The organism is Paenibacillus sp. FSL W8-0919 (genome assembly GCF_038003785.1).
GTDB classification, from domain to species: Bacteria; Bacillota; Bacilli; order Paenibacillales; family Paenibacillaceae; genus Paenibacillus_AQ; species Paenibacillus_AQ lactis.
Map to the genome: position 1 here is coordinate 5,968,338 of NZ_JBBOPV010000001.1, position 26,256 is coordinate 5,994,593.

At 54.8% G+C, this 26,256-nt stretch carries 23 protein-coding genes and 1 other annotated feature; of the genes, 2 read left to right on the forward strand and 21 right to left on the reverse strand.

What is annotated here, in order from left to right; genetic code table 11:
* Positions 1-58 precede the first annotated feature (58 nt).
* From hemW to gpr, 5 genes are all read right to left on the reverse strand, one after another.
* A complete protein-coding gene (hemW, locus tag NST44_RS27125) occupies positions 59-1,222 on the reverse strand; it encodes a radical SAM family heme chaperone HemW (RefSeq protein ID WP_007129384.1) in 1,164 nt (387 codons plus the stop codon).
* A 195-nt stretch (positions 1,223-1,417) separates the two neighbouring features.
* A complete protein-coding gene (gene lepA / locus NST44_RS27130; protein WP_007129383.1) occupies positions 1,418-3,235 on the reverse strand; it encodes a translation elongation factor 4 in 1,818 nt (605 codons plus the stop codon).
* A 112-nt stretch (positions 3,236-3,347) separates the two neighbouring features.
* Positions 3,348-3,749: a hypothetical protein gene (locus NST44_RS27135; RefSeq protein WP_007129382.1), complete on the reverse strand. Its 402-nt coding sequence runs from the start codon at positions 3,747-3,749 to the stop codon at positions 3,348-3,350.
* A gap of 21 nt (positions 3,750-3,770) precedes the next feature.
* A complete protein-coding gene (locus NST44_RS27140; protein ID WP_007129381.1) occupies positions 3,771-5,168 on the reverse strand; it encodes a stage II sporulation protein P in 1,398 nt (465 codons plus the stop codon).
* Between the two features lie 417 nt (positions 5,169-5,585).
* Positions 5,586-6,587 carry a GPR endopeptidase gene (gene gpr, locus NST44_RS27145; RefSeq protein ID WP_007129380.1) on the reverse strand — a complete coding sequence of 334 codons (1,002 nt, stop codon included), beginning with the start codon at positions 6,585-6,587 and terminating at the stop codon, positions 5,586-5,588.
* 162 nt (positions 6,588-6,749) lie between these two features.
* Here gpr and rpsT point away from each other — a divergent pair, with 162 nt between their 5' ends.
* Positions 6,750-7,022 (forward strand): 30S ribosomal protein S20, encoded by a 273-nt coding sequence (gene rpsT / locus NST44_RS27150; protein ID WP_007129379.1) that lies wholly within the window; start codon positions 6,750-6,752, stop codon positions 7,020-7,022.
* 96 nt (positions 7,023-7,118) lie between these two features.
* Here rpsT and holA read toward each other — a convergent pair whose 3' ends face one another.
* The 6 genes from holA to NST44_RS27180 all read right to left on the reverse strand — a co-directional run bounded on the left by holA (position 7,119) and on the right by NST44_RS27180 (position 14,539).
* Positions 7,119-8,138: a DNA polymerase III subunit delta gene (gene holA / locus NST44_RS27155; protein ID WP_007129378.1), complete on the reverse strand. Its 1,020-nt coding sequence runs from the start codon at positions 8,136-8,138 to the stop codon at positions 7,119-7,121.
* A 300-nt stretch (positions 8,139-8,438) separates the two neighbouring features.
* Positions 8,439-9,731 (reverse strand): anti-sigma factor family protein, encoded by a 1,293-nt coding sequence (locus tag NST44_RS27160; protein WP_007129377.1) that lies wholly within the window; start codon positions 9,729-9,731, stop codon positions 8,439-8,441.
* Positions 9,728-10,276, reverse strand: a complete 549-nt coding sequence (locus NST44_RS27165; protein WP_007129376.1) for an RNA polymerase sigma factor — start codon at positions 10,274-10,276, stop codon at positions 9,728-9,730. Before NST44_RS27165 ends, NST44_RS27160 begins: the two co-directional genes overlap by 4 nt.
* A 183-nt stretch (positions 10,277-10,459) precedes the next feature.
* Complete coding sequence (locus tag NST44_RS27170) at positions 10,460-13,189, reverse strand: ComEC/Rec2 family competence protein (RefSeq protein ID WP_007129375.1); 2,730 nt, start codon at positions 13,187-13,189, stop codon at positions 10,460-10,462.
* 125 nt (positions 13,190-13,314) lie between these two features.
* Positions 13,315-13,833 (reverse strand): deoxycytidylate deaminase, encoded by a 519-nt coding sequence (locus NST44_RS27175; protein WP_007129374.1) that lies wholly within the window; start codon positions 13,831-13,833, stop codon positions 13,315-13,317.
* Between the two features lie 49 nt (positions 13,834-13,882).
* A complete protein-coding gene (locus tag NST44_RS27180; RefSeq protein WP_007129373.1) occupies positions 13,883-14,539 on the reverse strand; it encodes a ComEA family DNA-binding protein in 657 nt (218 codons plus the stop codon).
* Between the two features lie 177 nt (positions 14,540-14,716).
* Between NST44_RS27180 and comER the strand changes: the two genes are divergently transcribed.
* Complete coding sequence (comER, locus tag NST44_RS27185; RefSeq protein ID WP_007129372.1) at positions 14,717-15,559, forward strand: late competence protein ComER; 843 nt, start codon at positions 14,717-14,719, stop codon at positions 15,557-15,559.
* On the opposite strand, the gene leuS is transcribed toward comER, so the two are convergent.
* The 10 genes from leuS to NST44_RS27235 all read right to left on the reverse strand — a co-directional run bounded on the left by leuS (position 15,540) and on the right by NST44_RS27235 (position 26,218).
* Complete coding sequence (gene leuS, locus NST44_RS27190; RefSeq protein WP_007129371.1) at positions 15,540-17,981, reverse strand: leucine--tRNA ligase; 2,442 nt, start codon at positions 17,979-17,981, stop codon at positions 15,540-15,542. The two genes, comER and leuS, sit on opposite strands and share 20 nt — an antisense overlap.
* A gap of 92 nt (positions 17,982-18,073) precedes the next feature.
* Positions 18,074-18,340 (reverse strand) — a binding site (T-box leader).
* A gap of 48 nt (positions 18,341-18,388) precedes the next feature.
* Positions 18,389-19,276: an AraC family transcriptional regulator gene (locus NST44_RS27195; RefSeq protein WP_007129370.1), complete on the reverse strand. Its 888-nt coding sequence runs from the start codon at positions 19,274-19,276 to the stop codon at positions 18,389-18,391.
* Positions 19,277-19,352: 76 nt separating this feature from the next.
* Entirely contained in the window at positions 19,353-20,426 is a 1,074-nt protein-coding gene (locus tag NST44_RS27200; protein WP_007129369.1) for a Gfo/Idh/MocA family protein, read from the reverse strand.
* A gap of 26 nt (positions 20,427-20,452) precedes the next feature.
* On the reverse strand, positions 20,453-21,622 hold the full coding sequence (locus tag NST44_RS27205) for a Gfo/Idh/MocA family protein (protein ID WP_007129368.1): 1,170 nt from the start codon (positions 21,620-21,622) through the stop codon (positions 20,453-20,455).
* A 68-nt stretch (positions 21,623-21,690) separates the two neighbouring features.
* On the reverse strand, positions 21,691-22,557 hold the full coding sequence (locus tag NST44_RS27210) for a sugar phosphate isomerase/epimerase family protein (protein WP_007129367.1): 867 nt from the start codon (positions 22,555-22,557) through the stop codon (positions 21,691-21,693).
* Between the two features lie 457 nt (positions 22,558-23,014).
* Positions 23,015-23,785: a class I SAM-dependent DNA methyltransferase gene (locus NST44_RS27215; protein WP_007129366.1), complete on the reverse strand. Its 771-nt coding sequence runs from the start codon at positions 23,783-23,785 to the stop codon at positions 23,015-23,017.
* Positions 23,786-23,822: 37 nt separating this feature from the next.
* Positions 23,823-24,725 carry a CvfB family protein gene (locus NST44_RS27220; RefSeq protein ID WP_007129365.1) on the reverse strand — a complete coding sequence of 301 codons (903 nt, stop codon included), beginning with the start codon at positions 24,723-24,725 and terminating at the stop codon, positions 23,823-23,825.
* Positions 24,722-25,069 (reverse strand): ribosome silencing factor, encoded by a 348-nt coding sequence (rsfS, locus tag NST44_RS27225; protein WP_007129364.1) that lies wholly within the window; start codon positions 25,067-25,069, stop codon positions 24,722-24,724. The genes NST44_RS27220 and rsfS overlap by 4 nt, the downstream gene beginning before the upstream one ends.
* Positions 25,066-25,644, reverse strand: coding sequence for a bis(5'-nucleosyl)-tetraphosphatase (symmetrical) YqeK (gene yqeK / locus NST44_RS27230; RefSeq protein ID WP_007129363.1), 579 nt, complete (start codon positions 25,642-25,644; stop codon positions 25,066-25,068). The genes rsfS and yqeK overlap by 4 nt, the downstream gene beginning before the upstream one ends.
* A complete protein-coding gene (locus NST44_RS27235) occupies positions 25,628-26,218 on the reverse strand; it encodes a nicotinate-nucleotide adenylyltransferase (protein ID WP_007129362.1) in 591 nt (196 codons plus the stop codon). The genes yqeK and NST44_RS27235 overlap by 17 nt, the downstream gene beginning before the upstream one ends.
* Positions 26,219-26,256 lie beyond the last annotated feature (38 nt).

Sequence of the window (26,256 nt, forward strand, 5' to 3'; positions counted from 1 at the left end):
CACGCTCCGTCATATGTCTTGGATAAATATACAACAGAGCGCATAAAAGTTCAATAGATTAATTTGCCGACAGGGTGCCGATAAATTCGGCGAACACTTCATTGCCGAACAGGATGCCTTTAGAGCTCAGCCTGTACCCATCCTCCGTCGTTTCAAGCAAGCCCGCGCTCACCATTTTGCTCAGGGGACGCTTGAATACCTCGTCCAACGAAGCATCGAACTGCTGTTCGAATCGGGTCCGGGAAATACCGTCCAGGACGCGGAGTCCGACCATCAAGAAATCCTCCATCGCTTCCTCTCTTGATACCTCGAAGCTTTCCAGCCGCGGCAGCCCGGTTCTTGCCGCTTCATTATAAGGGTTCACTCCCTTAATATTTACGTGGCGCTGACGGTTGATATAACCGTGAGCTCCGGCGCCAAGCCCGTAGTAATCCTCATTGCGCCAGTACGTCATATTGTGGCGGCTCTCGTAACCAGGCTTCGCAAAGTTACTGATCTCATACTGCTTATAGCCTGCCGCCTTCATGCGCTCCATTAATAGAAGATACATGTTCAGCTCATCCTCTTCATCTGGAAGCGGGAGCTGATTTTTCTGGTACATGGTATGGAACAACGTATTCTCCTCCACCTTCAGGCTGTAGATGGAGTAATGGGGAAGCCTGAGCTCCAGCGCCTTATCCACGCTTTCCGCCAGCATCTCCAAGGTTTGATTCGGCAGGCCGAACATCAGGTCGATGGACATGTTGTCAAAACCTGCGGCTCTCGCGTTATCCAGGCTGCGGTACACATCATCCGTATCATGGATGCGACCGATTCCGGACAACAGGCTGTTCTGGAAGGCCTGAACGCCGAAGCTGATCCGGTTCACTCCGCCTTCGCGCATAACCTTAAGCTTCTCCAGATCCGTTGTCCCGGGATTCGCCTCCATCGAGAACTCGATATCGTCCGACCACACCGGAAAATGCCGCTTGACGCTATGCAGAAAGTACTCCATTTCATCCGGCTTTAGAACCGTCGGTGTTCCCCCGCCGACAAAGATGCTCTTGATTGCTCCCGGAGGATGGGCTTTGACCGTCAATTCCATTTCGTGATCCAGTGCCCGCAGATAGTCCATAACCGGCTGATCCTTCAAAACGTAGGAATTAAAATCGCAGTAAAAGCATTTATTCGTGCAGAACGGAATATGGATATACACCGCTTCCGTTCGTTGATTATTCGTCATTTCGTATTCGCCCCTTCTTTGCTTGCCCGACTGGAGACTTCTTCTACTATATCCCCTGGCACCTGTTCAATGAAAGAAAAGGAAAGCCATAAAACCGGCTTTCCCATCATTTGACTCCCAAAACAGGCATTATGAGGTTGAATGGCAGGCTGCAGCTTGGTCGTTCATGGCCTGCCGCCTCGCTTGTTCAAATCATTACTTGTCGTCGATTTTCAGCACCGCCATGAAGGCTTCCTGTGGCACCTCGACGTTGCCGACCTGCTTCATCCGCTTCTTCCCTTCCTTCTGCTTCTCCAGAAGCTTCCGTTTACGGGAAATATCGCCGCCGTAGCATTTCGCCAGGACGTTCTTGCGCATCGCCTTGACGGTTTCGCGGGCAACAACCTTCGTTCCGACCGATGCCTGGATTGGCACCTCGAACATCTGGCGCGGAATGAGCTCGCGCAGCTTCTCGCAGATCGCACGGCCCCGGTGGTAAGCGCGGTCCTTATGCACGATAAAGGACAAGGCGTCAACCTGCTCGCCGTTCAGCAGAATATCCATCTTAACAAGATTGGATCTGCGGTATCCGGAGATTTCGTAGTCAAACGAAGCATAGCCCTTCGTACTGGACTTCAGTTGATCGAAGAAATCATACACGATCTCGGACAGCGGAATTTCATACGTAATTGTGACGCGCGTCGTATCCAGATACTCCATGTTGATGAATTCCCCGCGTTTCGCCTGGCACAGCTCCATAATCGCTCCGACATAATCATTCGGGACGATAATGCCCGCCTTGACATACGGCTCTTCCACATAATCGATCTTGCCGATCTCCGGATAGTGGGACGGGTTATCGATCTGCATCTGATCGCCGTTGGTCAGCGTCACGCGGTAGATAACGCTCGGCGCCGTCGTAATCAGCGGAATGTTGAATTCCCGCTCGATCCGCTCCTGGATGACATCCATATGAAGCAGGCCTAAAAATCCGCATCGGAAGCCGAAGCCGAGCGCGCTCGAGGTTTCAGGCTCGAAGCTCAAGGACGCATCGTTAAGCTGCAGCTTCTCCAGCGCTTCGCGCAAATCGTTGTAATCCGACGTTTCGATCGGATACAGGCCGCAGAATACCATCGGGTTGATCTTCCGGTAGCCCGGAAGAGGCTCGGCCGTCGGACGCTTTGCATCGGTTACCGTATCGCCGACGCGGGTGTCTCCCACGCTCTTGATGCCGGCCACGATGAAGCCTACGTCGCCGACGTTGAGCTCGTCCACGATGCTCATGCGCGGCTTGAACGCGCCGACCTCGATGACCTCGAAGGTCTTGCCTGTCGCCATCATTTTGATCATCGAACCGGCCTTGATGCTGCCGTCGATGACGCGGACATACACGATGACGCCCCGATAAGGGTCGTAATGCGAGTCAAAGATCAACGCCTTCAGCGGCTCCTCGGGACTGCCCGTAGGTGCAGGAACCTTCTGCACGACCTGCTCCAAAATCTCTTTGATTCCGATGCCGGCCTTGGCGGAAGCATGCACCGCTTCGCTCGCGTCCAGACCGATCACGTCCTCGATCTCCTGCTTGACCCGGTCCGGGTCGGCGCTAGGCAGATCGATTTTGTTGATAACCGGCAAAATTTCAAGATCGTTATCCAGCGCCAAATATACGTTGGCCAGTGTCTGCGCTTCAATTCCTTGAGCAGCGTCGACGACGAGCAGCGCGCCTTCGCAGGCAGCCAGGCTTCGGGAGACCTCATACGTGAAGTCGACGTGTCCTGGAGTATCAATCAGGTTCAAGATGTACTCCTCGCCGTCGTCGGCCTTATAAGTAAGGCGTACAGCCTGCAGCTTGATGGTGATGCCGCGCTCTCTCTCCAGATCCATCTGATCAAGGACCTGCTCCTGCATTTCGCGCGAGGTCAGCGCGCCCGTAAACTCCAGAATGCGGTCCGCAAGCGTCGATTTACCATGGTCTATATGTGCAATAATACAAAAGTTACGAATTTTTTGTTGTCTTACTTGTACGTCCGTCATGCTAACCCCCAACAACCACCAGATGTTTGAATCAATTTATTATACCAGTTGAGGGGATGCACAGCAATGGCTAAGGCGCGGCTGCCCGAGATTCGGCTGCCGAAACGGCGCATCATTCCACGATGGATCCGAACATCGATACGACCCAGCGGATGCTCTGGTCCGACAGCTCTTGGAGCAGACCTGCCGTTTTGTCCGCCAGCACATCGGCCGGCGGGCTTGAGCGTTCAGGAAGGAGGATGTCCCGCGGCAGCGGTTCGAACTCGGGCCGGATCTCCGTCTCCTCGTTGGGGCCGGAAGCCGGAGGCGACTTCCGTACGCCGCCCCAGCCGCTGCCTTCAGCCGCCGTTCCTGCTTCGGACTGCCCGGCAGCAGGCTCCTGCTGCACTTGCTGCACCGTTTGAACGCCGCCAGCCGGGGGCGATGCTTTTTCCCCGCCGAGCTGCATGCCGATCAATATGCCGATGCCTGTCCATATGAGCAGAGCCACGAATCGTTTCCCCGTTCTTGACATCAGAGTCCCCTCCTCCAGTATTTACCCGGCTTTCCGTTCGTCGTTCCGGGAAGCTTCCGTACCGTCCTTCCGGCCTGCCGAGGCCGACAGCTTATCGGCCTTGGCGTCCTTCTTCACGCTGGCTTTCTTCGCTTCCTGCTCTTGCCAGTACACTTCGGCAATAATATCGGCCAGCACCTCGGCCGTTCGCTGCAGCTCTTCCTTCGTATTGTCGATTCCGCCGATCTCGATCAGGATGCTGTTTGGCGACAGGGACTGATTATATTCCCCGTTCCCCTGGTCGGCCGATTTGCCCCACACGCCGCGTGAAATGCCCGGGTACGACGCTTCCAGCTTCGCATTGATTTTGCTGGCGAACGCCTCGTTTTTTCTCCAGTTCTCGTTGGCATGTCCAATAATGAAGTACACCTTGGCGTAATTGACCCCGTTTACGGTAGCGGTCGTTTTGCTGTAGCGCTGGGAATCCCGGTGGATATCGATCAGATAGGTCAAATCATCGTGACGGCCCATCGCTTCGAGCACCGTCTGCCTGGAATATTTATAGGAATAATTATAGTTATAGCCTTCTACGGTCGATTGATAGTCGCTTTTGTCGTGCAGGGTCCCGATCCCGTTGGCCTCGAGGCGTTTTGCCATGAAGCTGCCGACCAGCATGACATTTTTGCTCGGCGACACGGCGCCGGGATTGTCCGAAGGATGGGTGAGGAGCGGATTGTAGGCTTCCTGCGGATGGGAATGATAGATCAGCACCGCCTTCTTGCCGTCGGTCGTTTGTCCGTTCTTGGATGTGCCTCCGGGCTCGTTCTTGCTGTCCGTTCCTTGGCCCTCGCCTTCGCCCGGTCCGTCTTCGCCGTTCTGCTGCTCCTGCCCGTTATCCTCGCCCGCCTCTGGCGGCTGCTCGCCGTTATCCGGATTCTCGCCCGGATTTCCTACGGGGTTCTCTCCCGGGTCCGCCGCCCCCTCGGCGGTGTCCGGCCGATAATCCGCGGGCGCTTCCCCGTCTTCATTGCCGGAGCCGCTATGCAGCTGAACCGGCTGATTGGCTCTCATCCCCGGCAGCTCTCCGGCGAGCAGACTCTTCGGATCTCTCGGATTCACGCTCGTCAACAGCTGAAACACGAAGGTCGACATCTTCTCCCCGGAGAAGCTGGAATCTTCCTTGGAAGCGGCCATATGCGGCATCTCCATCCCGATCATATCAATAAAAAAGTGACTTGATAGGGAAGCGGCCAGCCCCTTCATCGAAGACACAGGCGAGCTGTTCAGCCGCTGCTCGGCCATCCCCCCAAGCCCCAGCAAAATAAAAAAGATGAGAGAGCCCAGCATCAGAACGATCAGCGTTTTGCCCATGCTCAAACCTTCCATCACATTTCGTCTCAGTCTGGCAATATTCCAGATGCGAAACTTACGGTTGTTCATATCGGAGTCCTCCTCGGCTTCAGCGGGGAAGCGGCACACTCGAAGCTCATGTCCCCGCTCTCTGTGATCTCTTATACTCCCAATCTATGAACCGGATGGAATCGATAGAACTAGAAAAGTTGAATCATTGAAAAGATGGTAGGGCAAGTATGTAAAATGTTCCTATAATCGCTGTTGGTTTCAGACTTCATGATTTATAGAACCTGGCACAGTAGAAATCCGAAGCCAAAGGCGGCCTCAAGCGTATGCTTTCGATGCAGCTTTTTCCTTCAGAAAGCTTTCGATTTTTTCGAATCTTTCACTTCCTTGCCAGCATCGTATACTTAATTCAACTTATACAAATAAAAGAATAGGGGAGAAATATAAAAGCTCCGATAGATTCGGAGCTTAGGAGCTTTATTCGGTATAACCCGCTTGCTAGTGGGTGTACGCGCCCGTATTGCCGGGATCCACCGCCTCGTGCAGCGCTGCGTTCAAACCTGACGCTACGATATTAGCGATGTCTTCGATAAATTCATCGATCTCTTTCGGGGTGACAATCAAATCATGCCCCAAAGGCTCGAGCACTTCCTTAACGAGGGCAAGCCGCTCGCCTTCGGACAAATTTTGCAGCATCCCCATGATCTTGCCCGTCTCCGGCGCCTTCTCGCCGAAATGGGATTTCATGAGCTCAATGGCATTGTTGACGATCGTCGACGCATAGCAAACGGTTGGCACTCCAATCGCAATGCAGGGCACCCCGAGCACTTCCTTGGTCAAGCCTTTCCGTTTATTGCCGATGCCCGAGCCGGGATGAATGCCGATATCCGCAATTTGGATCGTCGTATTCACCCGCTCCAGCGATCGGGATGCCAGCGCATCGATCGCGATGATGAAATCCGGACGGGTTCGCTCCACGATCCCTTGAACCGTCTCGCTGGATTCTATTCCCGTAAGGCCGAGGACGCCCGGCGCTATGGCGCTCACTTGGCGGTAGCCGGGGGCTACACGGTCCGGCATCAGTTCAAAGTATTGGCGCGTAACCATGACATTTTCCACCACCAGCGGCCCCAGGGAATCCGGAGTCACATTCCAGTTGCCGAGCCCGACGATGAGCGCGCTCGCTTTCGGACCTATGCCGATCCGCTCCATGAACGCTTCGAACTCACGCGCGAATACGACGGATACCTGTTCCTGAAGCCCGGTATCCCCCTTCCGAAGATCGGGAACCTCGAGCGTGACGTAGTGCCCCTTCACTCTTCCGATTTGCTGGGAGGCCGCGTCGTTCTCCACATCGAGCCTTGTAATTTTAATACCGTCCTCCTGAACGACATCCTCCATCAAGCCCGGAATGGGCGGGCTGCCGGCCCCTCCGGCAAGCTCCCTTGATTCCACGGCAAGGTCGGTTCGGACGGAATATTTCTGAAGATCCAGATCCATCTAAATTCACACTCCTCCTCATATTGCTACTAGTGTGTGAGAGGAGGGAAGAGATTATGCAGAAGTCTTGTTTAGTATTGCTTTTTGTCTACCTCCATGCTAAAATATTTTAAGTTGTGAACCATTTCGCTCTATTGAAATGCCTTACAGGAGGTGAATGTAATGCCAAACATCAAATCCGCGATTAAACGTGTTAAGACTAACGACAAACGCCATGCGCTTAACATTTCTCAAAAATCCGCGCTTCGCACAGCAGTTAAAAATGCTGACGTCGCGTTGAACGGTACAGAAATCGAGGCTGCTAAAGCTGCTTTCCAAGCCGCTTCCAAGAAGCTCGATAAAGCTGTTACAAAGGGCCTGATCCATAAGAATGCAGCTGCCCGCAAGAAATCCCGTCTGGCGAAAAGACTGAACGCTCTTACGTCCCAAGCGTAATCGTTTGTTGAATAAGACATTGGAAAAAGCCCTGACCTTCGGTTTATACCGGGTCAGGGCTTTTTGAATTGTTGCCTGGTCGCCACAGCTATGTGATCAAGCGCCCAGTCTCAGCAAAAACAGCTCGATCCCCAGCACCTTGTCCACCGCTCCGGTCTTCATCTGATAATCCAGATTCGCCAGATGGTTCAAAATGCCTTCAAGCCGGGCCGATTCGAATTTACGCGCCTGCTCTCCCGCGATTTTCACCGCATAGGGATGCAGCCCAAGCTGGGAAGCGATCTGCTGCTGCGAATAGCTCTGCGCCGACAACGTCTTCACCTGCAAAATAATCCGGAACTGCCTGGTGATCAGGGCCGCGATTTTGATCGGCTCCTCCCGCTGCTTCAGCAGCTCATAGTAGATGCCGAGCGCCTTATCCAGCCTCAGGTTGGCAATATCCTCCACCAAGGCAAATACATTCTGCTCCGTACTGCGGGCTACCAGCATATCGACCGTGGAGGTATCGATCGTTCCCCCATCGCCTGCATACAGGCACAGCTTCTCGATCTCGCCGGCCAATGTCTGAAGGCTCGTCCCGGCATTGCGGACGATGGCCTCAGCCGCTCCCTCGCGCAGGGAGCATCCCCTATTACGCACCTGCTTGTCCACCCAGCGAAGCAGATCCTCGCCGCCGAGCGGAGCAAAGGAAAGCGAGACTCCTGCTTTTTTAACCGCTTTGACCACCTTTTTGCGTTCATCGAGCTTCTCCGCTCCCACCATAAACACAATGACGCTGTAATCGGCTGGATTGTTCAAATATTCAAGCAAGGCCTCCGGTTTGTGCTCTACCTTCCCATTGTCCTTGGCCGCAGTAAAAAACGATGTATCTCGTACGAAAACAAGCTTTTTCTGAACCATAAAAGGAACGGTCTCGGCTTCTTCGACCACGGCCTGAATCGGAGTCTCCCCCAAATCCATATGGACGATGGCAAAGTCGCGATCTTCCTTGGGAATCAGCTGGGTCTCCAGAAATTCGGCAAACTCCCTCATCTGAAACTTTTCGCTGCCGTACAGCAAATATACGGAAGACACATCCCCCTGCTTGACCGCCTTGGCCGCCGCTTTGGCATCCATCGGCGTCCCCCCCTTTCTCTCTGTACACTATACCAAAAAAGACGACCCGAAAGCGATAGCGAATGAAGAGCCGCTGCAAAAACAAAGAGACCTCGGCTATGACAGCGGCAAGGTCCCTTCGTCCCAACACATCTATATAAACGCCGGACAGGATGCTCTAGAAACATCCCGCCGCCGGTCATACGACGGTGGTTGGTATAATGCTCTCTCTAATTTATCTTATTCATATCTCCTGGTAATTGTGCGAGCAATACGCTCTTTTCTATAAGTTCACATCGGAAAATATGCGGGTGCCCCGGCTTATGGCTTAGCCGGCGGTTCCTTGGAAGACGGCTGCCCGGACTGCGGCGGGGCCGTTTCTTCCACGGTGTAAACCGATTCGATCAGTTCAGCGTTGACTTTGACTTTGTACTTGAAGGTCAAGCTGTCTGGGGACCATTGTCCGGACACCAAGCTTCCACCCAGTGGAAGCCTTCCGATCTCTTCCATCGACTGCTGCTGTTCAGCTTCGCTGTTTGCAGCCGGAACCCGATAGATCACAAGCTGATCTCCCTCCGAGGAAGCCATGTATCGCGCATTCGGCGATGTCCATTGTTCCGGAGCTCTCATGATGCCCATCATCTGATCCGCCGGCTCTGTCGATTCCAGCGCTGCCGCGCTGCCGCCCTCATCCGCTGCCGGATCCTGGGCCGGCGGCTGCGTATCCGCATTCGGAGTGGCAGGTTCCTGCGGCGGAGACACGGCGTCCGAGCTGCCGCCGTTGGCTGGCTCGCTTTGATCGGATGGCGGTTCTGCCGATCCGGGATTATACGAATTGGCGTTGGCCGAATGGGTTGAGGTTTTATCATTCGATTCGACCGGGGCTCTCATGCCAGCCGCCGGATTCGATTCGCTCGCGTTCGGGTCACCGGAGTCCTTCGGCTGTCCGTTTCCTTCACCCGACGCGTTTGGCGGATCCGATTGTTCCTTGGCCGTCTCATCGCTTCCGGTTTCCTTCGAAGGCTCGTCTTCGGAAGGAGTGGCCTCGTTCATCGGAGCGTAGCCTTCGGCCGAGCCCGAACCGGCATCCTTGTTCATGATTCTCGGCTCCTCGGATGGATGCTCCGCTTCAGGTGCGGCATCCGGCAGCCCTGCACTTGTCGTGCTTGCTTCCTCGTTATAAGGAAGCTCGGCATCCGACAGCATTTTCGGCTGATAGTTGAATATCGCCACTCCCAAGATAACGGCCGCGGCGGCAGCGCCGATTGCGGTTCTGCCTGCGATGGTGCCCCACCAGCTGCCGGCTCGCTTCGTCCGGCCAAGCTCCGGCGTCATCTCGGAAGACTTCTCATTTTTCGCTGCCTGCTCATCCATGAGGCTGCCGCGTTCAAGGTCGATGGCAACCAGTTTGGGCATAATCGCATCCACCAAACTGACAGGCGGAGACACGGCCGGCAGATCCTCAAGCTCACGATTCAATGCTTTCAATATTTGAAAGGTTTCCGCACACTCCTTGCAAACAGCCACATGCTGAAACATCTCAGCCGTCTCCTCCGGAGTCAGATCCCGGTCCAAATACCGGTGCATGCGTTCCACCACCTCTTGGCAATTCATCCTGATACACCACCTTTCTGATGCTCATGCAGCATGTTCTGCAGCTGCTGCCTGGCCCTGAACAAATACGATTTGACCGTGTTCAGCGGCAAATTCAGGCAGTCTGCGATTTCGTTGTAGGATAAGTCCTGCAAATACCTAAGGACGATGACCGTACGGTGATGATCCGGCAGCTGATTGATGGCCTGCTGAATATCCTGGGCAATGTAGCCCGACATGACTTCTCTTTCGACATCCTGGCTGTCCTGAAACACCAGATCATGCTCGTCAATGGACACCGTCGGCTTGTTCCTGCGGAATTTATCGATGCAAATGTTGGTTACGATCCGCTGAACCCAGGTCTTGAACTGCGCTTTCTCTTCATAGGAATTGATCTTGGTGTACACGCGGATCAATGCCTCCTGAGCAGCATCCATCGCATCCTGTTCATTGTTCAGAATATAATAGGCCGTTCGGTAAACATGTTGCTCGATTTCTCGCAATAGGGTGATTAGAGCGTCGCGATCGCCCGATTGAGCGGCTCTGATGAGTCCCTGCTCCACCACAGTGGATCCCCCTCTCCCTGCATACATACAGACGGAAATGATGACAAAAATGTTGCAGTATGTAACCTATGAATTTTTAAGAAACTTCATCTAACTATACCAAATATATAGAGCAACGTCATCCGCCTGTTATTTCATACCACATCGATCATACTACGATTCAGGCTATTCAGGACAGACCCTCTAAGGATTTAGTCTGGATCGCACTTTTATGGCTCCGTCCTTTACGATCATTTGAATTTCGCCATGCCGATTGGTCTGGTATATCACCGATCGGTACTGCTCCAATCGGGCGACCACATCCGGGTGGGGATGCCCGTACCTATTGTTAACGCCGGCGGAGATGACTGCAGCCCTCGGCTGCCAGGCGTCCATCCACCGGACTGACGTGGAGGTTTTGCTCCCGTGGTGGGCAACCTTCATCACATCGATCGGTTCATTTAATAACGGCAGGCCGCCTCCATCCGTACGCTCTTCCATATGAAGCAATATTTTTTGCTCTGCCGCTTCGTCCGTATCGCCGGTGAATAAAAACCGGCATCCGTTCATGTGAAGCACGAATACGAGCGAGGCATGATTTTGCTCCTTGACCAGGGATAATGCCTGGCCGCTCTCGCCGGACGGTGACGTGACCGGGGACAAAAACCGGATTTCCGTGTCCTTGCCAAGCTTCCATTCCATAAGATCCGCTCCGGCGCGATATACGGGAATATTCTTCCGAAGGGCGATCGCCATGCTTTGGCGAAAGGCGTCCGAATCGGTCAAGCTGCCATTAAAGACGATGGAATCCACAGGAATTTCACGGAGCACGGCTTGGAGTCCGCCGATATGATCCTGGTCTCCATGGGACATGATTACAGCGTCCAGCCGGTGCACGCCCCTTTTTTTCAACAAGGGAACGACGACCTTCTCCCCGACTTCGTATGGAGACTTTCGCTCCTTCCATGCATCCGAAGGCTTTCGGAAGCTGAGTGTCCCGCCGCCGTCAATAAGGATATGCTTGCCTTCCGGCGTTGTGACCAGGATCGAATCGCCCTGTCCCACATCCAAAAACTGCACCAAGCCCGCCCCGTGCAGGGACGAGGGGCGATAGCCATCGAACAGAAGCAGGCACAGCGCAAACGCTAATACCGCAGCAGCTGTCCTTCCCCCGAATCGAACGATATAATCGCTCATCCGCCAATAACCTCTCCACCGAAGCGCGCCGGACAACCGGTCCAGCAGGGGAAATATCCCCGCCGCCTCAACATGATTCAGGCGGTCTCTTATCAAGGCTTCCTTCCGTGCGCCATCCAGGGGCACCGTATCATCGGTTGGCTGTTCCCTGAACTGGCGGATCGCCTCGGCTCTCTTGCTTAATATATGCAGCAGGCCGTACAAGAGCGCAAAATATACAATGATCCACAGCAAGTCCGGCGAAGGCCAGATCGTCATCAATGCCGAGCCGTTCATCCAGCCGACCAGCCGGAACGTCAAATCGTTCAACCATTCGGTCAGACCGGCGATCCAGCCTGCTCCCCGCATCCAGACCCAGCTTAACAGCAGAGACGTCATCCCCAAAGGGAGCACGATCAAGCTGATAACTGGCACCAACAACAAGTTCGCGGCGACGGATACGAGCGAGAATTGATTGAAGTAATAGATGGTCAGCGGAAAGGATACCCACTGGGCAACGAGGGTAACGCCGGCCGTCCCCGCCAGCCAGCGGGGCATAAAGGACAACAGCGGCATTATCTTTGGCACAAAGATCATGAGCCCGGCCGTGACGATAAAGGATAACTGAAAGCTGACGTCGACCAGAAAATATGGATTGTACATCAGCATCGCCAAGGCGGCAGCGCTTAATATATGCAAGCCGTCCTTAAGGAGACCCCGCCTTGCCGCATACAGTCCGATCATTCCCATAATGCCCGCCCGGACAATCGATGGACTGGCCCCTGTCAAGAGGACGTACGCAGGGAGTAGGCACATCACCACCGTAAGCGAGGCTTCGCGCGTCAGCCGGAGCGTAGAGCAAATAAACAGCAGGCATCCTACAATAACGGCTACATGCATGCCGGAGATCGCGAGGATATGCGTCAGACCGAGCCTTGAAAATTCCGAGAATGTATCAGGATCCAAATCATCCCGATTGCCGATGACAAGTCCCTTCATATACCCTGCATGAACACCGCCGTACAATTGTTCCAGCCGATCCCCGAGCGCTCCGCGCAAGGAATCATTCCAGCGCAGGATATGGGAGGCGCGCCATCCGTCCGGTGCCGAAGCCTTTACCTGGTCAGCCCCTTTTACCTTCACGATCCAATGAATCTTCTGCGTGCGCAAATAGCGGCGATAATCGAAGCCGTCAAAATTACGCGCGATCCCCGGCTGCTGCAGCTCGCCTGACACATGAACGGAATCTCCGCGCTTCCAGCCTGCCGCGATATTCTGTTCCGCCTGCTCCAGCAGCCGGACCTGAACCATGACGGTGTCTGCCGTCTCCATCGAATTGCCCGGCAGCTTAGCTGGATCCCGATTCACTGCATCCGGCGGCAGTATTCCTTCGATCTCCGCATGGCGCAGCGATACCGTAAAATCCGCGCGATCCCCGTCAATCGCCACCTCCGAAGAGATAACACCGACTCCTGAAATCGGAATCGACTCGGCTTCCCCGCGTTCTAGGGCCGGGACATGCAAATCGGACACATTCATCGCGTCATGCCACTCCCAGTAAGCAGCGGAACAACACAAGGAGAATACCATGCACATCGTATAGATTTTTCCGACCCGCTCCCATTGACAAACCACAAGCAGCAGAAGCAGAATACCGGCCGCAGCCAGCGCCATCCTCCATCCGGAGGTCAGGCAGGCGATACTGCTTCCAATCACCCATAGCACCGTAAAGACTAGCAGCGGCCTACGCCTCATCATTCCGACCTTCCTTTCCCGAATGCATCATCCCGTTAATTACAATAGAAAAAGAACCCCTGCCTGCAATCCACTGCAAACAAAGGTTCTTCCCCGCATCGCGATTATTCGTTTGTTCAAGAACGTCTCTATTCCTTCACCGCCATCATCGTCTCCCGCGGCGGCTCATACCCCGATAGCTGCCGGAACATGATCCCCTTCTGCTTCATCATGTTCGATACTTTCTCCGTATCCTTCGGATACGGGCGGTGGAATACCACCTCGACGATTCCGCTGTTGGCCAGCATGTTGGCACAGGTCCAGCAAGGCTCGTCGGTTACGTATACCGTGCTTCCTTCCCTGTCGATCCGGTCGGTAAACAGCAGCAAATTTTGTTCTGCATGAATGGTTCGAATGCACCGCTGCTTCTTCACTACCGTTTCCTTCCCGTCCTGAACAACAAGCTCATAGTCCTCGGCGATCATGCAGCCCGCCTCCGAGCAATCCGGAACCCCCATCGGAGCTCCGTTATAAGCGGTTCCGAGCAGCTTCTTGCCCTGCACGAGCACGGCCCCGACATGGCGCCGCGAGCATTGGGATCGGGTGGATACCATATAAGCAATATCCATGAAGTATGTGTCCCAATCTTTCCGTCGATCCGTATTCATCCGTCATTCACCTGTTCCTTATCAATGTCTCCTTTATTGTAGCACACAGCTAAAGTTCAACGTAAGGCTTCATCTTCTCCAGCATTTTGGGACCGATGCCCTTCACGTTCATTAAATCGGCCACGCTGCGAAACGCCCCGTGCTGGTTCCGATAATCGATAATGGCCTTTGCTTTAGCCTGCCCGATGCCGGGCAGCTCCATCAGCCCGGCGGCATCCGCCGTATTCACGTTAATGAGGCCGGACCTCCCGCCGGCCGCAGGCAGCGAAGATGAGCTTTCTGTAGGAGTTGCCGCCTCGGCGGGAGGTGCTGCCGCCTCGGTGCCCAAGCCTGCCGGAGGCGCACCGGAGGAAGCTGCAGCGGGGGGCGTCGCCGCGTCCGCATCTGCTTGCGCAGGAGCTTCTCCTTCGGAATGAGCTTCATTCTTGCTGGACTGGGCGGCGACAGGCGCACCCTCCGATACCGCCTTCGCCTCAAGGGCTTGCCCGCCGGACCCGGCTTCACCTGGGCTCGCCTCAGTACGGGTTCCAGTATCTCCGGCCGGCAGGACTTCCCCTTCCGGATGATTCGCGGCAATCGCCTGCTCAAGCTGATCATTTAGAGGCTGCCAGCCCTGAATTCCTTTCTCCGGGCCGCCGGCAAATAGGATCAGTACGCAGCCCAAGGCCGCGGCTGATACACTCCATCCCACTGGAATACGCCTCATCTCTTAAATCCTCCTTTTCATGATAAACATGATTTGCTCATCCAGACTGTGAAGATTTTTCGATCTCAAACCGCAAATTCGTATCCGAACCCGTCATGAATCGCCATCCTTGCCGCATACATTAAACGTAGTAACGGTACATTTCTGCCGTAAAGCGCGAAAGGAGGGGACGTACACATGAAGGTTGGTTTTATCGGTACGGGCAGTATGGGCAGTCTATTGATCGATGCCTTCATTCGATCGGGCGCACTCCTGCCCGAGCAAATTCGGGTCAGCAACCGTACCCCCGAGAAAGCCCAGCAGCTGTCCAAGAGACATCCCGGTCTTACCGTGTGCAGCTGCAATAAGGAAACGGCTTCGGAAAGCGATCTGTTCTTCATCTGTGTCAAGCCGCTCGAATTCAAATCCGTCATCAGTGAAATCAGGGACCGGCTTTCGGAGCACCAAATTGCGGTATCGATTACAAGCCCTGTCCAGCTGATTCACCTGGAATCGGCGCTGCCGTGCAAGGTGGCAAAAATCATACCCAGCATTACCAATATCACCGGAGGCGGAGCTTCGTTATGTATGTATGGTTCCCGAATAAAAGAAGAAGACAGGCAGCTTATTCAAAGCCTCCTGTCTTATATCAGCAGGCCCGTTGAGATTCTGGAATCGCACACGCGAATCACTTCCGATTTCTCCAGCTGCGGGCCTGCTTTTTTAAGTTTGTTCTTGGAAAAATGGATTGACGCTGCCGTCGAAATGACAGGGATCGACCGCGGCACGCTCAATGCCCTGGCCGGCGAAATGCTGGTCGGCACAGGGAAGCTGCTAACGGAGGAGGGCTTCTCCCCCGAACAGCTTCAGGAAAGGGTCGCGGTACCCGGCGGCATCACCGCTCAGGCGCTCATTTTACTGAACTCGCACCTGAACGGCTTGTTCTACCAATTGATCGAAACCACACACGACAAGTATGAGGAGGATCTGGCAAAACTGGACGCCGCATTCGGCTTCTCGGTTAACCGGCCACGATATTGACCAGTTTTCCCGGAACGGCAATGACTTTGCGAATGCTCTTGCCTTCCAGCGCCTGCTTGACATTTGGAAGGGAGAGGCTATGCTGCTGCATGGCTTCTTGATCGAAGTCTTTAGCAATTTTGGTGCGGTCCACGATTTTTCCGTTCACCTGGACGACGATTTCCACCTCGGCTTCTACGGTCCAAGCCTCATCGTATTCCGGCCAAGGAACATACGTGATGCTCTCGGTGTGTCCCAGACGGCTCCACAGCTCTTCAGCCAGATGAGGCGCGAGCGGGGACAGCATTTGAACGAAATTCTCCATCGCCTTCCGCGGGAGCTCATCCGCCTTGTAGCCCTCGTTGATGAAGATCATCAACTGGCTGATTGCGGTGTTGAAGCGCATATGCTCGATATCCTCGGTAACCTTCTTAATCGTTTTGTGCAGGATCCGTTTCCATTCGTCGGAACCTTCCCCGTCCACGATTTTTGGATTCAGTTGGCCGTCATCGCCAATGAACAGACGCCATACGCGGGAGAGGAAACGATGCGTGCCTTCAACACCGTTCGTGTTCCATGGCTTGGTCGCTTCCAGCGGCCCCATGAACATCTCGTATACCCGAAGCGTATCGGCTCCATATTCGTTCACGATATCATCAGGGTTGATGACATTGCCGCGGGATTTGCTCATTTTCTCATTATTGTTGCCGAGAATCATGCCTTGGTTCACGAGCTTCTGGAACGGCTCCTTCGTATCGACGACTCCGAGATCATAGAGCACCTTATGCCAGAATCTTGCGTACAGCAGGTGAAGCACCGCATGCTCGACGCCGCCGATATACAGGTCTACCGGGAGCCATTCCTTCTGCTTCTCCTTCGAGCACAGCTCATCCGGGTTATGCGGATCGATGTAACGGAGATAGTACCAGCAGCTGCCTGCCCATTGTGGCATCGTGTTGGTCTCGCGGCGGGCTTTCATGCCCGTCTCCGGATCAACCGTCTCCACCCATTCCGTCACATTCGCCAGCGGAGATTCGCCGGTGCCGGACGGTCTGATCTGATCCACGTCCGGCAGCAGCAGCGGCAGCTGGTCTTCCGGAACGGTCTTCATCGTTCCGTCCTCCAGGTGGAGAATCGGGATCGGCTCGCCCCAGTAGCGCTGACGGCTGAACAGCCAGTCGCGCAGCCGGTACGTGACCTTCTTCTTACCCTTGCCTTCTTTCTCAAGCCACTCGTTCATGGCCTGAATAGCAGCCTCATTGTCCATTCCGTTGAGGAAGCCGGAATTGACGTGCTCGCCGCTTCCGGTGTAAGCTTCTTCCTCCACGTTGCCGCCCTTCACCACTTCAATGATCGGAAGCCCGAATTGCTTCGCAAACTCCCAGTCGCGGGTATCGTGGCCCGGAACGGCCATGATCGCGCCGGTTCCGTAGCCGGCGAGGACGTAATCGGCGATCCAGATCGGCAGCTTGGCGCCGCTGGCAGGGTTGATGGCATAAGCCCCGGTAAAGACCCCGGTCTTGTCTTTTGCCAGATCCGTACGCTCCAGGTCGCTCTTGCGGGCTGCCTGATCCTGATAAGCCTTCACCGCTTCCCGCTGCTCTGGGGTCGTAATTTTGTCCACCAGCTCATGCTCCGGTGCCAGCACGCAGTAGCTTGCGCCGAAGAGGGTGTCCGGACGGGTCGTGAACACTTCCAGCTTGGCGTCATGCCCATCGATATCAAACCGCACCTCGGCGCCGACCGATTTGCCGATCCAGTTGCGCTGCATGTCCTTCAGGCTTTCGCTCCAATCCAGCTCATCCAGATCCTCAAGCAGCCGGTCCGCATACTCGGTAATTTTCAGAATCCACTGCCGCATCGGCTTGCGGACGACCGGGTGGCCGCCGCGCTCGCTCTTGCCGTCAATGACTTCCTCGTTCGCAAGAACCGTACCCAGCGCTTCGCACCAGTTCACCGGCACCTCGGCTACATAAGCAAGGCCCCGTTTGTACAGCTGGATGAAGATCCATTGCGTCCATTTATAATAGTCCGGATCCGTCGTACTGATCTCCCGGTCCCAATCGTAAGAAAATCCGAGCGACTTGATCTGGCGGCGGAAGTTATTGATGTTCTGGATGGTGAATTCGCGTGGATGCTTGCCTGTATCCATCGCATATTGCTCTGCCGGAAGGCCAAACGCGTCCCAGCCCATCGGATGAAGCACGTTGTACCCACGCATCCGCTTATAGCGGGAAATGATGTCGGTGGCCGTGTAGCCCTCCGGGTGCCCGACGTGAAGACCCGCTCCGGAAGGATACGGGAACATGTCGAGTGCATAAAATTTCGGTTTGGACGAGTTGTCCTCGGTTTTAAAGGTTTTGTTCTCTTCCCAATACTTCTGCCATTTCGGTTCAATGACCTGCGGCTTATAGCCGTGGCCGGCTGATTGTTGATCCGTCATACTACATAGCTCCTCCTTCACTGTCGAACGGACAAGGCTGTTAATGCCGCTGTCCTGAAAACAAAAAAAACCTCATCATCCATAGCGCTGACGCTAGGGACGAGAGGTTTGATTCCCGTGGTACCACCCTAGTTAGTGCAAGGCATGCTTTGCCTTTCACTCCCTTTGCATCCTTATCGCGGATGAGACGGCGACGTTTCATCGACCGACGGATAAATAAGCATTCTTAAGATCCGAAAGCCGGGTTCGCGCCGCTGCTCAGAGGCGAGTTCATCCCTTGCGTCAACCGGCTTCCACCAAATGCACCGGCTCTCTGCATGATCGCATACGGAACTACTAGTCCCCTTCATTGCATTACTATGATTTCCATTTTAATGTGGCTATTATACCCAAAAAGCCGCGCCAAGTCAACGGAGTTCGCCCTGGGACTTGCGGTAATGCTCCGGCGCCGTTCCGACCATCGTCTTGAACATCCGGCTGAAATGGGCCAAATGCTTGAAGCCGGCCGCCCGGCTGACGTCCGTAATGCTCATATGGGGGTGCAGTCTCAGCAGGATTTTGGCCTGGTTAATTCTTCGGTGGTATACATATTTGAATACGGTCGTTCCGGTGACCTCCTTGAACAAAGAGGACAAGTAATGCTTCGTAAGATGCATGTCCCTGGCAATTCGGTCCAGCGTCAAATCCTCCATGTAATGCTCTTCCACAAACGAGACGACGTGCTGTACATGGCGCTCCTTATCAGAGATCGAATCCTGCTGCTGCACTTCGCTTTGACACCAGCCCGCAATGACGTACAGCATTTCCTGAAGCCGAAGCTTCAATCGCTCCTGCTTGAAAGCAGCTTCCGCCCCCCGCAGCCGGTTCATATCCTCCAGCAGCCGCTCAAACTCTTCCCTCCTCTGCCCAGTCAGCGTCATCCGGTGATTGCGCAGCGTTTCGAAGGGATCCAGCAGGACCGATCTTGCCGATTCGGGCAGCTCCCTGCACACCCAGGCGGGATCGAAATGGATAATGCTCCGGACATAGCGCGAACCCGGCTCCACATTCGGGCAATGCAGCGTCAACCCGTTCATCAGGAGCAGGTCCCCGGGCTTCAGCGCAAAAACGGAGTCTCCGATCAGATACGTGCAGCGTCCTTCATGAAAATAATAAATTTCGTAAAAAGCGTGGGAGTGGAAAGTCCCGCCGGATAAAGGCCGGTCATTATAGCAGCCGAGTTCAATCGGTTCCCTCAGCAGCATCCGGTCAAAGCCCGGCATCCAGGATGGTGGAGTCGTCAACCGCGAAGACATGTGGGAATCCCCCTTATCGAGGTTATGAATCAATTCCCCGGGAATTTTGGCGGGGTCTCCCTTTATTATAATGGATTTATCCGATCCGCACGGCTAAGTTTTGGGCCTTGACGCACAGCTCTCCCGCTTTGAAGGCATGCTCCTGGGTCATGGCGCGCTCCGTCCGCTCCAGGCAATCGAGAATCAGCTCACCGAAGAACGGATAGCCGACCTTCCCCTTCAGCTCCATATGGAACTCCCCGTCCTTGTTCACCAAGTACAGATGATCACCATGCGGGTGTCTGGCAATGTCGATATACTTGCGAAGCTCAATATATCCGTCCGTGCCCAGGATGAAGGTTCTGCCGTCACCCCATGTCCCGAGTCCCTCCGGCGTCAGCCAGTCGACCCTGAAATAATTCGTCGCCCCGTTGTCGCCAAGCAGCGTGGCATCCCCGAAATCCTCGAGCTCCGGATACATCGGATTCGCATAATTGCCGACCTTGCTGCTCAGCACCTGGGCATCCCTGCAGCCTGCATAAAATAAAAACTGCTCGATCTGGTGGGAGCCGATATCGCATAAAATGCCCCCGTACTGCTCATGGCGGAAAAACCAATCGGGACGCGATGCCGCATTCAACCGATGCGGGCCTGTGCCGAGCACCTGAACCACCCTGCCGATCGCTCCATCCTGAATCAAGCGTCCGGCATGAACCGCGCTCTCCACATGAAGTCGTTCGCTGTAGTAAACCATGTATTTTCTGCCGGTTTCCGCCGCTTTCGCCCTGGCGGCCTCTACCTGCTCCAGCGTCGTAAACGGCGTTTTGTCGGTAAAATAATCCTTGCCATGCGACATCACCTTGAGCCCAAGCCCGCAGCGTTCCGAAGGGATCGCCGCAGCCGCGACCAGCTTTACCTCCGGATCCTCCAATATTTGCGCTTCGGAGGAAGCCGGCCGTACGCCGGGGTATGCCTCGCAGAATGCTTTTACCTTCCCAGGGTCCGGGTCGTACACCCATTTCAGCGTGGCCCCCGCTTCGATAAGACCGTTGCACATGCCGTAAATATGTCCATGCTCCAATGACATGGCCGCGATCGTGAATTCCCCGGGCTTGCAGACCGGCTGGGCTTTGCCTACCGGCGCATATCGCATTCCATCACTCCGGTTCATATTGCTGCCTCCCCTATTTCTTGTATTTAGTAGGTTCCGAATGTTTTGCTCATATCGACGGGGCCGATCTCCCGCACCGTCTTCTCTCCGGTCGAGGCGGCGATCCGCTCCTGCAGAAGGTTATAGTACAGATCCTCATCCAGCGGCAGATCCACCCAGTTATCCGTCCACGTGGACAGATGCATTGCATTCGACAAGGTAAGTCCATGGATTCCCTCTTCGCCCGGAGCGATTAACGGGGTGCCGTGCAGAATGGCATCCGTAAAATTTTGAATAATGCCGTTATGCTGCGGATTGTCTCCCACGATCGGAACGTCGCACTTCCAGCATTCCGGTTCGCCGAAGCCGCCGGTATACTGACGGTTGAATTCCGGCTCCGGCACCCGAAGTCTCCAAAAAGTAAGATTGCCGTTTTCGATGACGATTTTCCCGCGGTCTCCCGTCACTTCAAACCGGTTCGTGCCCGGCGCTTCGCCGGTGGTCGTGATGAATACGGCGGTTGCGCCGTTTTCGTATTCCGCGTAAGCGGTCACGTCGTCCTCGACCTCGATGTTGCGATACTTGCCGAACGCGCAGAATGCCCGAATTCTCTTCGGCATCATGCCTGTCGTCCATTGCCATAAATCGAGCTGGTGCGGAGATTGATTGATCAACACGCCGCCGCCTTCGCCGGACCAGGTCGCACGCCAGCCTCCCGAATCGTAATAGCTCTGGGAACGGTACCAGTTCGTCACGATCCAGTTCATGCGCCGGATTTCGCCGAGCTCTCCATCCGCAATCAGCTCCCGCAGCTTCTTATAAAGCGGATTGCAGCGCTGATTGTACATGATGGAGAACACTTTGCCGCTTGCAGCCGCTGCGTTATTCATCTCGCGGACCTGCTTGGTATAGACGCCGGCCGGTTTCTCGATCAGCACATGCAGCCCCCGGTTCAGCGCTTGAATCGCTTCCTGCGGATGCCCGTAATGCGGAGTTGCAATAATGACCGCGTCCACCTCTCCTGAAGCCATCATCGCATCCACGTCGCTAAAGATCCGCACATCCGAAGGCAGCGTCTCTTTGGCTATCTCCTGCTTGGCCGGATTAAAATCGCATACGGCGCTAAGACGTGCTCCCGCGATCCGTCCAGCCGCGAGCGACTTGGCATGCGAGAAGCCCATTCCGAGACCGATTACACCTATACGAACTTGTTCCATACTGCAATCCTCCCTCATACATTTCATATCTTCCGTTACGCATCTATAAAAATAAATCCAATTATTCGTTACGCGAATTGTTTATCTTCGCTCCACTGCTTCATCTGCTCGGCAAAGCGAAGCAGCATCTCGGTCGAATCGTACGTGCCGCTAAAATCCTCGATGCCGAAATAGCCGTCATAACCAACAGACTTCAAATCCTGGATAACCTGACGCCACGGAACGGCGCCTTGAGCAAGCGGCGTCCATTCCCCGGTCCACGTTGCCTCGCTCCCGTCCTCCGACGGATGCTTGCGATAACCGCCATTTTTCACATGAACATGGGCCAAGTAAGGACCGAGCAGCTCCAGTCCCATGCGATAATTTTCGTAGCCTTCATGAACCATATTTCCCGGATCGTACAATACGCCGACATGCTGAGGAGAGCAATGGGATACGAGCCGGTATGTAAGCCCGGCGCTCGGCGCAATGGTGTTATGGTGCGTCTCGACCAATGCCTTCACATCATAAGCGGCTGCCAAATCCTCCACTTCCAGCAGGTATTTTACAGCTTGCTCGTACAGCTCATTGTAGTTGACGCTGCGATTGTAAGCCGGAATGCCGGCGCGGATGAAAGAGGCTCCTACCAGCTTGGCTGCCCTCATCACTTTCTCCGTTTCCGCCAGATCGCCGCAGGTTAGATACGGAACGACCGCAATGCTCTGTCTGCCGTGCAGCTCCGCCGCCTGCTTGAATCGCAGCCAATCCTGCTCCGTCCCGCCGGGATCCATGGAGCATTGATTATGCCTCCAAAAGGAAGGCTGCTCCTCCTCGGCGCCGGGCGGGATTTCCTTAAATCGCCATTCAATCCCTTCGATACCGGCATCGGCTGCGGCCTTGGCCAGCTGTTCAGGCTGCAAGTCGGGGGTTGCAACCGTAAATACAGACATTTTCATGGTACGCTCATCCTCTCATGTCCCCTATCATCACCGGGGGAATTTAACTATCATTGGACTCTCGAAATCCCGCCTTCCAGAGGTTACAATCTTAGATACATCTATGTAGACAGCGCTGTCATTATTGCAATGGCCGGATATGACCCATCGTAGCATAGTCCGATCTGCAAACCTATAGCTCCGTCTGTGTACCTTAACCACAATCAAATAATTAGCCTAAAAAGCGTTTCAGATTATAATGGGTGCGCCGACCGCCTGTCAGTGGTCCCTGCAGCAATTTGGCTTGTCGTCCGAGCGTCGCTGATCATCGTGCAGCAGCCATCATTACACCGCGTGCTGGGAGAGGCAAGTCGGATGCCTTTGCAAACGCAAAAAAGTCCTTCATGCATAAAGAGACTGCCCCAAAGTCAAATGACCTTGAGGCAGTCTCAACATGATATAAGGTTTTCCCGTAATCTTATTTTATGGCTACAAAGAACAGACGGGCAGCGTCGTCGCCGGCTTCAACCCATTCGAAATCGGCGTAGCATTTGACATCACGGAAGCCTGCTTTGATAAGCTCTACCTTCATCCATTCCGGATCATATCCTCGCTGGATATGCGTTTCTTCAAAGCGGCGGTAGACGGCAGGGTCCTGATGATCCCGTGCAAAAATGGTCAAATGATGCTCGATTTCACATCGGGGCTCATCCAGATCGCAGGTCCATATGTAGGAGACCTCCCGTTCATCCAACACGAATGGCTGCTCCGCATCATACCGGATCAACGTGTTCGGATGGTGCACGTCAAACAAAAACGTTCCGCCTTCCTTGAGCCCTTGGTACGTGCGGACGAAGGCGGAACGAATATCCTTCTCCTCCAGCAAATAGTTGAAGCAATCGCAAAACGAGATCACGGAATCAACGGGCTCCGGCAGCTCCCAGGAACGCATGTCCTGCTGAACCCAGCGGACGCTCCCTTCGCGGAACAGCCGGCTGCCCTGCGGCGATCCTTCCAGCTTCCGCCTGGCAACAGACAGCATATCGGCCGACAAATCAATGCCCGTCACCTCAAAACCGGAGTTGACCAGCGGTATCGTAATGCTTCCGGTTCCGCAGCCGAGCTCCGCGATGCTTCTCGGCATGCCATGCTTGTCCCAAGCCGTTCTCGCAAAGCGGATCCAGTCGGGGTATGGCATATCTTCCATAAGCTGATCATATACGTAAGCAAACTTTCGGTAAGACAACATGCTGACACCACTTTCCCAGAAGCTTCTTCTTCGGTCGCTATTCAGCCGAACCGGAATTCTCCTCTTTTTTCACCAAATACGTCCAGCTTTCCTTCTGTGTGACAAGGCCATCCTTCATCAATTTCCCGAGCGCACGCTTAAATGCAGATTTGCTGATGCCAAAGCGCTGCTTGATAATGTCGGGCGGTGTTTCATCGGAATAGGGCATTGCGCCGCCCGGCCGTTCCTTCAGGAACGCCAGCAGCCGGTCTGCATCATCGTTTCGTCCGATCTCTTTGCGCGGAACCATCGACAGATTCACCCGGCCGTCCTCGCGAATATGGCTCACCCGTACGCGCACCTCTTCACCCAGGCGAAGAAGCCGCGTCCGCTCCGAGGAGTGGATCATGCCGATCGCTCCAAAGCCGACCACGCCTCCGTCGACGATCACGAAGGTTCCCATCTGCAGCGGCTTGTATACCAGCGCCGTAAACCATTCGCCCATCCACGATTTCGGCGCGTGGAAGGCGAGCGGAGCGAGCTCCTGCTCACCCGCCAGCTTGGCGCGCAGCCTGCCTTGTTTATCATGCTCCATCGTTACGAATACATGATCACCCACCTGAGGATGCAGCTCTTTCATTTCGGGCAGCTCCCGGATCGGTAGCAGCAGCTGCCTTCCGAGTCCCATTTCCAGAAAACAGCCGAGCCGGGGATGAACGTCCGCCACCTCCAGCTTTGCCGTTTCACCAAGGGTTAGCAGCGGCTTTTTCATCGTTGCTGCCAAACGGTCTTCGGTATCGAAGAAGATGAATACCTCGACGGTATCCCCCGGAGCAATGCTCCCGGTCACTTCCGAATAGTGCAGCAGGACATCCCGGTCGCCGCCATCAAGAAAGTAGCCGTAAGGCGAAACCTCCCTGGAAACCGTAAGCTGGACGATCGTGCCCGCGATCAAGCTCATACGTTCTCCACCACTTTGGCATCCGACCACAAGCGCTCAATGTTGTAATACTCGCGCTCGTCCCGGTGGAAGATATGGACGACAACATCCCCGATATCCATCAGCACCCAGCGGGCAGCATCCATGCCTTCCAGTCCCCGAAGAGCTACGCCTTTATCATGGATCCGTTTGCGGATTTCCGTTGCAATTGCCTGAACCTGCGTATCCGAATTCCCGTGGCAAATAACAAAATAATCCGCCACAAGCGAGATGCCTCTCAGGTCCAGAACGACCAAATCGTTCGCTTTCTTATCCTCTGCGGCCTCTACAGCTATATTTAACAATTCTTCCGGTTTTATCGTCATGAATTCGCCTCCAATTGCTTAATGAGATCGTTGCGGGCTAGCACCGTCAACGGAAAAATAATCTGTCTGCGTGACAGCAGATGTCCAATCGTCGAATCAAACCCGGCTGCGAGCGCCTCTTCAAGGCTATGGTTGGCCAGTTCCCGAATATTATTCACACCGGGGAAATCCCTCCCCGGCTCCATATAATCGGCCAGGCACACCACCTTGTCCAGCAAGCTCATCCCGACTCGGCCCGACGTGTGATAGCGGATAGCATCCAGCACCTCGGTGTCCGTTACCCCATAATCCCGCTCTGCGACGATCGCGCCCACTTCGGCATGCCACAGCTGCTTGTCATATTGGAGCAGCTCCGAGGACTCTCCCTGCTCCTCGAGCACCTCCCGAAGCTTCTCAACCGGCCAGTACTTGGCTACATCATGTAAAATCGCGGCCAAATCCGCTTTCTGGGGATCGGCCCCGAACCGGTTCGCCAAAATAACGGCCGTCTCCATAACGCCCTTCGTATGCTCCCAGCGCTTGGCCGGCATCTGGGAGGAGACGGCTTCGATCAAATCTTCACGGCTGTACACCATATATACCGCTCCTAACAATATAATCGTACACGCGATCCGGCACCATGTAGCGGATGGATCCGCCGGCGGCCGCCCGCTCCCGGATCATCGTGGATGAAATCTCGATCAGCGGCATTTCCGCGATCCTTACCACCCGTCTAAGAAAATCCGGCAGCGACTCTACGTTCAGCTTCGTCCCCGGACGGTTGACCCCGATGAACGTCAGCATTCCCGCTAGCTCCTCGATCCGGTTCCACTTCGGGAGATACTCCACCATATCCGCTCCGATGATAAACGAAAAATCGTGCTCGGGATACATCTCGCGAAGGGCCTTGATCGTATCGACCGTATAGGAAATGCCGCCGCGCTTGATTTCAAGGTCCAGCGTGCGGAAGGACGGGTGGCCGGCAACCGCCTCGGCTGTCATCTCCAGCCGCATCATCCCGGTGACGCCCGCATCCTCCTTATGCGGAGGAATATGGCTCGGCATGAACCACACTTCCTCCAGGCCATAAGCGACGCGCGCCGCCTCAGCCGCCAGCATATGTCCGATATGAACAGGGTCGAAGGTTCCCCCCATGATCCCCACTTTCATTCGGCTCACCTCCCCTAGTCAGAGGACTATGATACTCT